Source organism: Actinomadura bangladeshensis (assembly GCF_004348335.1).
Lineage (GTDB): Bacteria > Actinomycetota > Actinomycetes > Streptosporangiales > Streptosporangiaceae > Spirillospora > Spirillospora bangladeshensis.
On sequence record NZ_SMJW01000255.1, the window covers coordinates 1 to 10868 of the forward strand.

Consider the following 10868-nt stretch of genomic DNA (forward strand, 5'->3'; position numbering starts at 1 on the left):
GATGTGTATAAGAGCCAGCCCAGACCCGCTACGACACCTTCTTGAGCTGCGCCGACAGGTGCGACTGGAGCTTCTGGCCGACGGCCGCCATGTCGTAGGCCCAGCCGAGGTCCTCACCGATCAGGCCGTAGAGGCGGTGGCCGCCGGTGACCTCCTTGGCCGACTCCGTGCGCGCGACGACGTCGGTCTGCAACTCCACCCGGTTGAACGCCACGTTCCCGACGTAGATCTCGACGATGCCGGTCGGATGGGCGAGCGTCACCTCGACCTGGTGGTCGGGCCGCGGCCGCCAGTAGCCGGTCTCGGTGGCGAGCGGACGCCCGAGCGTGCCGTCCGGCTCGATCATCCAGGTGCGGCTCGCATAGATCAGAAAAGGCTTCCCGATGTGGGTGAAGGACAGTTCCTGGCCGAAGTTGAACGACTCGATCGTGGGGTAGCCGCCCACCCCGGCGCCCTCCCAGGTGCCGAGCAGGAACTTCAGGGGCTCAAGGTCCGGGTGCAGCTCAGGGACATCCATGGGCACCGAGCGTAGCGGCGCGCGGCGCCCGCCGCGTCCCGCCCGCCATCCCTGGCGAAAGGGGACCGCCGTCCCTGTCCGGGGCCGCGTCCCGTCCACATCATGGGAGCGTGTCCGGCCTCACCATGGCGATGTTCATTCCGCTGCTGATCGCCGCGGGCCTGCTGGCCGTCGGCTGGGTCTGGCGGATCCGCTTCCGCAACCTGCGCCGCGCCGTCCAGGCGAACTGCGCCGGAGTCGCCGGCATGCACGCCGGCATACCCTGCCAGGTCACCGGGACGGCCGTTCCCGTCCGCCCCGCCCCGTTCTCCGGAACGCCCCGCGCGTGGTACCGGACCAAGGCGACGGCCAAGACGAGCCGGGGCACGCGCACCTTCATCGAGGAGAAGTCGAAGGCGCCCTTCTATCTCCAGGACGCGACCGGACGCGTCGTCATCGCCCCCGAGAACGCGGCCGTAGACGGGCCCGTCCAGACGATGGACGAGCGGCGCACCGACAACGGGCAACTGCCCGGCCTGGACGAGGACGTCATCGAGTACCGCTACGAGGAGTGGATTCTGCCGGCCGATCGGCCCGTCTACGTCCTCGGCACCTCGACGGGCGGCTCCATCGGCAAGGACAAGGAGACCGGCCAGTACGCCATCTCCACGCGGACGCGCCGCGAGTACCAGCGCCGCGCCGTGCTGTTCATGGGCATCGGCTACGGCGGCGGCGCGGCCATCTTCCTCATCTGCTGCGCCATCGTCGGCATCGACTACCTCTACTTCGACTGACGCCCACCGTCCCGAACTGCCCGGCCCGGCCGGCCCGCCTACTTCAACCGGCCCAGGCGGATCACCAAGAGGACGGCGGCGACCGCCATGAGCCCGAGGGCGAGGACGAGGATCCCCGCGTGCACCATGCCACTCACACCGCAGGATGGTACGTGCGGTGCCCGCACTAGAGTGCGGTTATGGCGAGACCATTGGTGATCAAGGTGACGGCGGGCGCGGACGCCCCCGAGCGCTGCAACCAGGCGTTCACGGTGGCGGCGGCCGCCGCGGCCAGCGGCGTCCCGGTCTCGCTGTGGCTGACCGGGGAGTCGGCGTGGTTCGCGCTGCCGGGGCGGGCCGCCGAGTTCTCCCTGCCGCACGCCACTCCCCTGGACGACCTGCTCACCGTGGTCCTCACCGCCGGCCGCGTCACGCTCTGCACCCAGTGCGCGGCCCGCCGCGACATCGGCCCGGACGACGTCCTGCCCGGCATCCGCATCGCCGGCGCGCCGACCTTCGTCGAGGAGATCACCCTGGACGACGTCCAGGCGCTCGTCTACTGACGGCTGCGCACACCATTCTCCGGATCCCGCGTCCACACCGCCGTTCTGCGGCCGGCAATGCCGCGACGCTCATAGGATCGGCCTTGTACTGACCTGGGTCCGGCGTTTCCGGGGAGCATCCGATGAGAATCTGGCCTGACAGCGAATGGGAACTGGGCGAGGTGATCGGAGAGGGCGGATTCGGCCGGGTGCACCTCGTTCGCTCCGGGGCCCGCGAATGCGCAGCGAAGCTGATCCCGAAAGCACCCGGAGCCGAACGGGAAATGCTGTTCGCCGACGTGGCCGATGCACCGAACGTGGTATCGATCATCGACAGCGGCGAAACCGCCGACCATTGGGTTCTGGTCATGCCGCTGGCGGAGACCTCGCTGCGCCGGCACCTCGAGGACGCGGGCGGGAAGCTCTCCGTCCCGGCGGCGGTGCCGATACTGGCGGACATCGCCACGGCGCTGGCCGCGCTGGCCGGCCGCGTCGTGCACCGAGACCTGAAGCCGGAGAACGTGCTCTTATTGGATGGCCGCTGGTGCCTGGCCGACTTCGGCATCGCGCGCTACGCGGAGGCGACCACCGCCGCCGACACGAAGAAGCATCAGGGGACCGCCCTTTATGTGGCGCCCGAACGCTGGCGTGAAGAGCGCGCCACCTCCGCAGCAGATGTGTACTCCCTGGGTGTACTGGCCTACGAGCTGCTCAGCGGGACCCCGCCCTTCGTGGGCCGGGAAGTCCACGAGATCCGCGAGCAGCATCTGCACCGGGTTCCGCCCCCGCTGCACGATTCTCCCGTCGCACTTGCCACGCTCGTCGAGGAGTGCCTGCTCAAGGCACCCGCGGCCCGGCCGGCGGCGGCCGACATCGGCGAACGCCTCCGGCGGCTCTCGCCCACCACCACCCCCGGACACCGGCGCCTGCAGAACGCGAACCGAGCCGAGGTCCGGCGCGTCGGCGAACTCTCGCGGGACGAGTCGCGGGAACGGTCGGCGGCCGAGCGCCGGGCCGATCTCGTGGCGGCGGCGCGCACGAAGATGGCCCGCTGTGCCGCGTCCTTGCAGGAGGCGATACTCGGATCCGCTCCGTCGACGCGGCTGCTCACAACGGCGGCGGGCCAAGCGACATTGCGACTTGGTGAGGCGCAGCTGAGCGTCGGACCGCCGGCCGAGGCCGGTTCGGACCCATGGGACGGCTGGCCGCACCCCTCCTTCACCGTGATCGCGTATGCGACCATCACGCTGAGCTGCCCACCCGACAGGAGCGGATACGTCGGACGAAGCCATTCCCTGTGGTACTGCGACGCACAGCAGGCGTCCCCCTTCGGCTGGTATGAGACGGCCTTCGCCTTCTCCGCGCCCGACCGCCGCCAGGGCGGCACGGCACCCGTCGGGCTGCCGCCGGGCGACCGGACCGCGCGGGCGCTCTGGGGCGGCATCTCCGAATATCGGGTCGCCTGGCGCTTCCGGCGCATGGAACCCGGTGACCTGGACGAGTTCACCGACCGCTGGGCGGGCTGGCTCGCCGACGCCTCGCTCGGCCGGCTGGAACGCCCCCGGTACGTCCCGCTCGACGACTGGCGGCCGTAGTCACAGTTTCCGTCGGTAGAAGGTCTGCGGGGCGAAGCCGCCGGAACGCCCGGAACGGAAGATCTTCTTCGGCGGGTAGTAGTTGAGCTCCGTCTTCGGGTACTTCGCCCGCCCGACCTCGCGGAGCAGCCGGGTGGAGAGCGCGTCACTGTGCTCGTCGCCGGCGTCGGCGGCCTGCCTGGCGAGGTCGATGGCCTCCTCCAGGACCCGGACGCACAGCTGGGCGCCCTTGGCCGGGCTCTTGGGGTGGAGCGCCACCGCCCCGCCCAGGAAGTAGGCCACCTCGGGCCCGAGAAGCTCGTAGCAGGCGTGCAGATGCCCCGGGTGGATGCCGCCCGCGATGGTCGGCATGGGCCAGCCGCGCTTCAGCAGTTCGTCGTAGGAACGGGCCGAGCGGCGCCAGCCCTCGACGTGCGAGCCCCAGACCGGCCGCCGCTCCTTGGGGAAGGTGGGGCGGCCGCCCGGGTAGATGATGTCCACTCCGCTGAGGGACAGCAGGTCGACCCAGGTGCCGGTACCGATCGCGCTGGAAAGCTGGTTCCGGAGTATGGGATAGCAGGTGATGATCGGACGGTGCCGGCCGGCGTCGCTCCTGCGCACCCCCTGGATGCCGGAGAGGCCGTCGAGGCCGCCGTCGATCTTGAGTACGGGCGGCCCGTGGGGCGCGATGCTCTCGGTCCATTGCGTCGCCACATCGAGGAGCTGGGTGGGCGGCATGGAGAGGTTGGGGGCGAACGCGGTCTGGTGGCCGTCCACCGCCGCCGCCTCGATGCCCAACTCGATCCACTGCTCGATGCTCGCCGAGCGCAACGCGAGATTGCGTGCGTCGAGTTCGACGAGGTTGAAGCCCGCCCGCAGGACCTCGAGCGTGATCTCTCGCGTCTCGGCGAAGGTGAGACCGACCCGCGGCTTCAGGGAGAACGCCAGGAGCGGCCGTTCGTCCGGAAGGTCGAATATCGTCCGCAACTCGCTGACAGTGTGCGCACGGTCTTTCCGGAAGACGTCGAAGGCTTGCTTCCTCAGCTCCTCCGGTAACTCGACCTCATGGACCCGCACATTCGTCCAGGAGTAGTCCTGGATCTGGGTGGGGAACATGTCGCCGGCGAGCAGGCTCACCAGCAGTTGGAAGCCGCCCCTGTCAATCGGGAACAGTTCGACGGGCAAGCCGAATCCGAAGTCGACCTTCGTTGCCCCCGCCGACCTCTTGGACTTGTCGTGCAGGAGCGTCCCCCGGATGCGCAGGAGGCTGCGCAGATGGCTCGGATACTCGTCGAACGAGCCCTCGACCGCGTCGGCGACGCACTGGTTGATGCATGCCTCCACCGCATCTTCACTCGCAGGCTTGCCGTCCTTGCTGATGTGCGCCTCGACGCTGACCTTGATCACAGCCCTGCCGACGCCCTGCCTCTACTCGCTGTTCGCCTTACGGAGCTCGATGACGAGGATGCCGAGGCGCTCTTTCGCCGGGGGGTAGATCTCCCGCAGCCGGACCAGTGCGTCGTCCGCCGTCGTGCCCGGCAGCGCGCGGTCGACATCCTCCTTTCGCAGCATGTCCTCGAAGGAGCGGTAAGAGCGGACGTCCACGACGTCGCAGCGGATCTCCCGGCTCGCCGAGAGGAGCCGCAGCCGGTCCCCCGGCTTGATCGAGCGGAGGTGCTCGTAAGCGACGCGGATCTCCAGGCTCTTTCGGCCGCTCGCGATCAGTTGGAGGTACTGGTCGCGGATCCTCAGGTTGCGCACGTATTCGCTTCCTCGCAGCGGGAAGGCCCACTGCTGCGTCACCGTGCCCTCGTGGTAGGCCCCTGGCAGCATGGCTTCCAGCCGCCAGCCGTGCGCCTGGAGCAGGGTGACCTGTTCGGCGTCCGGCACGAGATGCACGTAAGCCTTGCGTCCCTTCCCCTTGAGCAGCGAGGGGAGGTCCACGATGAGCGCTTCGAATCCTTCATCGTCGGCGGCCGCCAGCGGCATGACCTTGAGGGCATCGCCCTTCTTGCTGCTGACAATGGCGGCCGCCCGGACCGCCCCGGTCCGATCGCGCGCTGCGAAGACCCAGGCGGGACGCTTCTCACCCTTCTCCAACTGGGAGATCGTCAGGGTTCCCCTGCGCAGGGATTCGAGCCACTGACCGCTTGCTCCCCGGACTTCGTCCCGGACGGCGGGCAGCAGGAACCGGCGTACCTCCGCCCAATCGGATTCGGTCGCCCGCGTCACCGATATCGTCGACCCCTCCGCCGGCACCGAGGGTTCCAGCGGCTTGCGCAGGAACACTTCCCGTTCCCCGTCCTTGTACTGGTCCGGGGAGTAGCCGCAGATGACGAAGCCATGCTGGAGAAAGAACTCCAGAGAGCGTCTGTTGCTCTCCGGAACCGTGCAGTAGAGCTGCCGGGCGCGCTGGAGCTTGGCGCGGGCCTCCGCCGCGGCGAGCAACACCGAGCCCAGCCCCAGCGTCTCGTCGCTCTGCGGGTGCACGATCAGAGGACTGATCTTGCAGGTGTCCTGGCGCTTGAAGACCAGGTTCAGCACGCCGCGCCGCTCGCCGTGCTGCCATAAGATCAGCAGCAGTTGCCGTGCGGAGAGCGAGCCCCGCCGATCGGCGCCGCCGTCGAGGTGGGTTCTGATGAGGCGCTTGGCGTGCGCCCGGTGGTCTCCCCCGTAGTACGGGGCCAGCGCGCTCTCCATGGCGCGCATGACGTAGGGCGTGTCGTCCTGCGTGGCCGGCTCCACCACCGTCGACCGCCGCTCCCACCGGCCCCTTTCAGGCGCGGGCATCACTGCTTGCTGAAGGGGAATCATGGCTTCCCTCGCGTTCAAGCCATCCGATGAGGCATCTCGTTTTCACTGTAACTCAATCCTATAGATCGGTATTGATTTCGCCTGAAGCGGCCAGAAACATGGTTGCGGCCGTCGCCGGTGAGCACTACCTGGCCTTTTACCCGTTAGCAGCCGATATGATCGGTGTCACGCGACCCCCTAGCAGGTCCCACACGAATCCTTGGACCATTCCAACTGACCAATAGCGGTCACGTCCTCGTCGACAGGGGCATCTGTAAGTGACCAGCGCGCCACACCTGCATGTCGAGACTGCCGCATTGTGCGCTGACGACGCCGTGCGCAAGCATGTCTTTGCGCACCATTTGCTCCTTTTTACCGTGACCGGATCCAGTGCCCTGCTGTACGGGGCCGGCTTCCCCCGCGTTCGGATTGGTCGGCAGCGGCGCGAGGGCGGCCGCGGCGGGCGAGGGCGGCGGCGAGGAGGCCCGCGACGGTGGAGCCGGCGAGGCCGAGCATGAGGTCGCCGATCGTGTCGCGGTAGATCGTGACGGTCTCGGGGGTGTCGAGGATGAAGACGCCGTACTCGAAGAACTCCCACAGGATCGCCGCGATGGCGCCCGCTCCCGCGCAGGTCAGTGCGAGCGTCCACGGCTTGAGGCCGCCCCAGCGGCGCAGCCCGATGCCGGCGGCGGCGCTGAGCAGCGCCCAGTTCCCGAAGTGGCAGGCGTCGTCGAACCAGCCGACCGTGTCGTAGAGGTCGGCGGCGTTCCCGGCGACGTCCACGAGGAACGGGAGCGTCACGAGGAGGTCGACGTCCCAGGGGAAGGGCCTGCCCCGGTCGCGCCGCGACCGCAGCGCCCAGACGAGGGTGACGAGCATGACGGCGGCGGGGTAGGCGGCCACGCGGACGCCCATCGCCTTGTCCGCGAACCGGTCCCATTCGGGGAAGGCCACGGCGAGCGCGAGCAGGGCGGCGAGGGCCGCCTTGGCGGTGAGTGCGAGCGGGCGCCAACGCGAAGTGTCCATGCCCGCAAGCCTGGCCGTCGGCGGGGCGGGCGGCATCGGCGCAACTACTCAACCGCCCCTGAGTGGTCCGTCCCCCGGGCGATGGGCGCACCCCCGGCCGCGTGTGCGACGGCCGGGAGCGCGCGGCCTGTGACCTCGCAGTACAGGACGCCTTGAGATCATCGGAGGTTTACCCGCGGCGGCGCCCGCGCGTCCCGCGGGGGTAGAAGCGCGGCAGAACGGATATAGGTCAGCGGACGCCCCGTTCACGAGGAGCCTGCCGGATGCTCGACGTACCCCTCTGGGCCTGGGGCGCGACGATCGGACTGATCGCCGCGCTGTTCGTCCTCGACTTCTTCGTCGCCGTCCGGCGGCCGCACGCGGTGCACATCAAGGAGGCCACGTTCTGGTCGGTGTTCTACATCGGCGTCGCGGTCCTGTTCGGCCTGGCCGTGTGGGGCCTCGGCGGGTCGACTGCGGGCACCGAGTACTTCTCCGGCTGGATCGTCGAGAAGAGCCTGTCGGTCGACAACCTCTTCGTCTTCGTGATCATCATGGGACGGTTCGCGGTGCCCGCCGAGTACCAGCAGAAGACGCTGCTGTTCGGCATCGCCGCCGCGCTGGCGCTGCGCGTGGTGCTGATCGCGATCGGCGCCGCCGCGATCAACCTGTTCTCCTTCACGTTCCTGATCTTCGGGCTGATCCTGATCTGGACGGCGGTCCAGCTGATCCGGCACCGCAACGAGGAGCCGGACGTCGAGGACACCTTCCTCGTCCGCCGCGCCCGCAAGATCCTGCCGGTGAGCCAGAGCTTCCACGGCGGGCGCATGCTCGCGCACGAGGACGGCCACCGCGTCATGACCCCGCTGCTCCTGGTGTTCGTCGCGATCGGCAGCACGGACGTGCTGTTCGCGCTCGACTCCATACCCGCCGTGTTCGGCGTGACGAAGGACCCGTTCCTCGTCTTCGCCGCGAACGCGTTCGCGCTGCTCGGCCTGCGCGCCCTCTACTTCCTCATCGAGGGGCTGCTGGAGCGCCTGGTGTACCTGTCGATCGGCCTGTCGGTGATCCTCGCGTTCATCGGCGCCAAGCTGATCCTGCAGTTCCTGCACGAGGACGTCAGCACGTCCGTACCCGAGATCCCGACCCCGCTGTCGCTGGGCGTGATCCTCGCGATCCTGCTGTTCACCACGGCGGCCAGCATCATCCGCGTCCACGCGCACCCGGAGGAGCGGGCGAAGGCCGGCTCCCTGCGCAAGCGCCGCGAGAAGCGGCCCCGCGAGGAGGAGCCCGCCCGCGGCTGACCCCGCCCCGCCGCAGCTCTCCGACGAAGGACTCACACGGGTTTTCGTGACTCTCGGACACGGAGCCGTCGCTCCCTGCACACTGGGAGGCGCTCATCCCGCAGCCGGAAAGGCGAAGGACCGATGTTCGATGTCTGGGAGACCACCCGGCCGGCCCGCAGGCTCGGCGAGGGGAGCAGTTACGACGACGCCCTCGACGTCCTGGACGAGGCCTGCCTGACCCGGCACCGCCAGGCCGTGGCCAACGGCGAGGGCGCGACCGGGATGCGGTTCCATTTCGAGATCCGCGAGGGGGCCGCCGTGGTGGCGGGGCTGTCGTGGCGGCCCGACACGGACCGCCCCTACTCCAGCGTCGCCGCCACCATGAGGCGCGTCCAGGAGTGGTGACGCGTCTCCCGGTAGAGCCGAGCGGGGTCAGCCCATGCTCTTGGCGCCGTCCAGGGACTCGCGGATGATGTCGGCGTGGCCGGCGTGCTGGGCGGTCTCCGCCACGATGTGCATGATCACCCGGCGCGCCGACCATTCCGTGTCGGTGAACCAGGGCGCCTTCGGCAGCGGCTGGACGGCGCCCAGGTCCGGCAGCGCGGCGACCAGCTCGTCGGTGCGGCGGGCCACCTCGGCATAGGCGTCGAGGACGCCCTCCAGGGTGTCGTCGGGGAGCATGCGGAACTCGTCCGCGCGCTTCTGCCAGTCCTCCTCGGTCATCTGGGTGAAGTCGCCCATCGCGGACGGGCCCGCCACGATGAACTCGGCCCAGCCCCGCTCGACCGAGGTGACGTGCTTGATGAGCCCGCCCAGGCACAGTTCGCTCGCCGTCGTCCGCAGCCCGGCCTGCTCGTCGGTGAGGTCGCGGGTGGTGAGGCGCAGGAAGTGCCGGTGCTTGGCCAGCATCGCCAGCAGGTCGGCCCGCTCGCCCGTCAGCTGCTCGGTCATGGTCATGGCCTCCGCCTTCTCTCCGGTCGTTGTCCGGGTCGTTCCCCGGTCCGTTCGGTCTACGTCCACGCTAGGGGGCATTGCGGCCACTTCCTGACCTGAAATGCGGGAGGCTGGGAGACATGGCGAACACCAGCTCCCGGACGTTGCGGCTCCTGTCCCTCTTGCAGACGCACCGGTACTGGCCGGGCGCCGAGCTGGCCGAGCGGCTGGAGGTCTCCGTCCGCACCCTGCGCCGGGACGTCGACCGGCTGCGCGAGCTGGGCTATCCGGTCGAGGCGCAGCGCGGCGTCGACGGCGGCTACCAGCTGGCGGCGGGCGCGGCCCTGCCGCCGCTGGTGATCGACGACGAGGAGGCCGTCGCGCTGGCCGTCGGCCTGCATTCCGCGACGCGGGTGGAGGGCATCGCGGAGGCGTCGGTGCGGGTCCTGGCGAAGGTGGTGCAGGTGATGCCCACCCGACTGCGGCGCCAGGTGGACGCGCTGCGGGCGATGACGGTGCCCGCCACCTGGGGAGGCTCCTCCGACGCGGGCATCGACCCGGCCGTCCTCACCGTGATCGCGCTCGCCTGCCGGGACGGCGAGCGCCTCCGCTTCGCCTACACCGCCGCGAACGGCGGCCGGACCGACCGGCACGTCGAACCGCACCGCCTCGTCCCGCTCGGCCGCCGCTGGTACCTGGTCGCCTACGACCTCGACCGGCAGGACTGGCGCAGCTTCCGGCTCGACCGCCTCACCGCCCCGGCCGCCACCGGCGCCCGGTTCCGCCCCCGCGAACTGCCCGCCGCCGACGCCGCCGAATTCGTCCGCAGCGGTCTGCTGGAGATGCCGCGCCCCTACCGGGTCGAGGTGCTGGTGGACGCCCCGGCCGCGACCGTCCGCAACCGGATCGGCCGCTGGTGCACCGTCGAGGAGGTGGACGCCGGGCACTGCCGCATCCGCATGACGTCCGACGACCTGGCCTGGCCGGCGATGGCGCTGGGGGTCGTGGGGGTCGGCGTCCATGTCCTGGAGCCCCCCGAACTGCGCGCCGAACTCCACTCCTGGGCCACCCGGTTCCTCCACGCATGACCTCGGCCGATCACGTCCGCGGGCCTTGACAACGAGGCTTCGAAAGTCCTTTTAGTTGGGCAGAAAGTTTCGATCACCGCAAGGCTGACCTGATTGGCTGCAGTGCACCCTCGCGTCATGGTTTTGGACATGCTTGCACAAGTGGCCGCGCGACCAGGCGAAAAGCTCTGAAGGTGAGATCGGCGGTTTCGAAAGGTTTCCGAAACCATTGACATGCCCCGAACGGCGGGCCAACACTGTCGCCATCGACGGACTCGACCACCCCCGAGCACCCGTCGATCCGGGTCTCCCGCCCGGCGGCCCGAACCTCCGGCCGTCCGCTCACCCGGACGGCCGGGCTCCCCCGCTCCCGACGACGTGACCGCCTTCCGGCCGTCC

11 protein-coding genes are annotated in these 10868 nt (G+C 69.7%); 6 read left to right on the forward strand and 5 right to left on the reverse strand.

Annotation, left to right across the window (positions count from 1 at the left end):
- Positions 1-28: 28 nt before the first annotated feature.
- Positions 29-517, reverse strand: coding sequence for a heme-binding beta-barrel domain-containing protein (locus E1284_RS33140; protein ID WP_131944109.1), 489 nt, complete (start codon positions 515-517; stop codon positions 29-31).
- A gap of 110 nt (positions 518-627) precedes the next feature.
- Between E1284_RS33140 and E1284_RS33145 the strand changes: the two genes are divergently transcribed.
- The 3 genes from E1284_RS33145 to E1284_RS33155 all read left to right on the forward strand — a co-directional run bounded on the left by E1284_RS33145 (position 628) and on the right by E1284_RS33155 (position 3406).
- Positions 628-1290, forward strand: a complete 663-nt coding sequence (locus tag E1284_RS33145) for a GIDE domain-containing protein (protein WP_131944110.1) — start codon at positions 628-630, stop codon at positions 1288-1290.
- Positions 1291-1469: 179 nt separating this feature from the next.
- Entirely contained in the window at positions 1470-1832 is a 363-nt protein-coding gene (locus tag E1284_RS33150) for a DsrE family protein (RefSeq protein WP_131944111.1), read from the forward strand.
- Between the two features lie 161 nt (positions 1833-1993).
- Positions 1994-3406 carry a serine/threonine-protein kinase gene (locus E1284_RS33155; protein WP_207924090.1) on the forward strand — a complete coding sequence of 471 codons (1413 nt, stop codon included), beginning with the start codon at positions 1994-1996 and terminating at the stop codon, positions 3404-3406.
- Here the strand turns inward: E1284_RS33155 and E1284_RS33160 are convergent, their stop codons facing one another.
- The 3 genes from E1284_RS33160 to E1284_RS33170 all read right to left on the reverse strand — a co-directional run bounded on the left by E1284_RS33160 (position 3407) and on the right by E1284_RS33170 (position 7204).
- Positions 3407-4792 (reverse strand): RuBisCO large subunit C-terminal-like domain-containing protein, encoded by a 1386-nt coding sequence (locus tag E1284_RS33160; protein ID WP_131944113.1) that lies wholly within the window; start codon positions 4790-4792, stop codon positions 3407-3409.
- Positions 4793-4813: 21 nt separating this feature from the next.
- The gene (locus tag E1284_RS33165) at positions 4814-6085 is read right to left on the reverse strand and encodes a GNAT family N-acetyltransferase (RefSeq protein WP_165965521.1); all 1272 of its coding nucleotides are present in this window, start codon (positions 6083-6085) and stop codon (positions 4814-4816) included.
- A 465-nt stretch (positions 6086-6550) separates the two neighbouring features.
- Positions 6551-7204, reverse strand: a complete 654-nt coding sequence (locus tag E1284_RS33170) for a DUF2238 domain-containing protein (RefSeq protein WP_131944115.1) — start codon at positions 7202-7204, stop codon at positions 6551-6553.
- 263 nt (positions 7205-7467) lie between these two features.
- Between E1284_RS33170 and E1284_RS33175 the strand changes: the two genes are divergently transcribed.
- A complete protein-coding gene (locus E1284_RS33175; RefSeq protein WP_131944116.1) occupies positions 7468-8487 on the forward strand; it encodes a TerC family protein in 1020 nt (339 codons plus the stop codon).
- A 123-nt stretch (positions 8488-8610) separates the two neighbouring features.
- Positions 8611-8874, forward strand: coding sequence for a hypothetical protein (locus tag E1284_RS33180; RefSeq protein ID WP_131944117.1), 264 nt, complete (start codon positions 8611-8613; stop codon positions 8872-8874).
- A gap of 27 nt (positions 8875-8901) precedes the next feature.
- On the opposite strand, the gene E1284_RS33185 is transcribed toward E1284_RS33180, so the two are convergent.
- Positions 8902-9426 carry a DinB family protein gene (locus tag E1284_RS33185; protein WP_131944118.1) on the reverse strand — a complete coding sequence of 175 codons (525 nt, stop codon included), beginning with the start codon at positions 9424-9426 and terminating at the stop codon, positions 8902-8904.
- Between the two features lie 116 nt (positions 9427-9542).
- Here E1284_RS33185 and E1284_RS33190 point away from each other — a divergent pair, with 116 nt between their 5' ends.
- Positions 9543-10490 carry a helix-turn-helix transcriptional regulator gene (locus tag E1284_RS33190; RefSeq protein WP_131944119.1) on the forward strand — a complete coding sequence of 316 codons (948 nt, stop codon included), beginning with the start codon at positions 9543-9545 and terminating at the stop codon, positions 10488-10490.
- Positions 10491-10868: the final 378 nt, after the last annotated feature.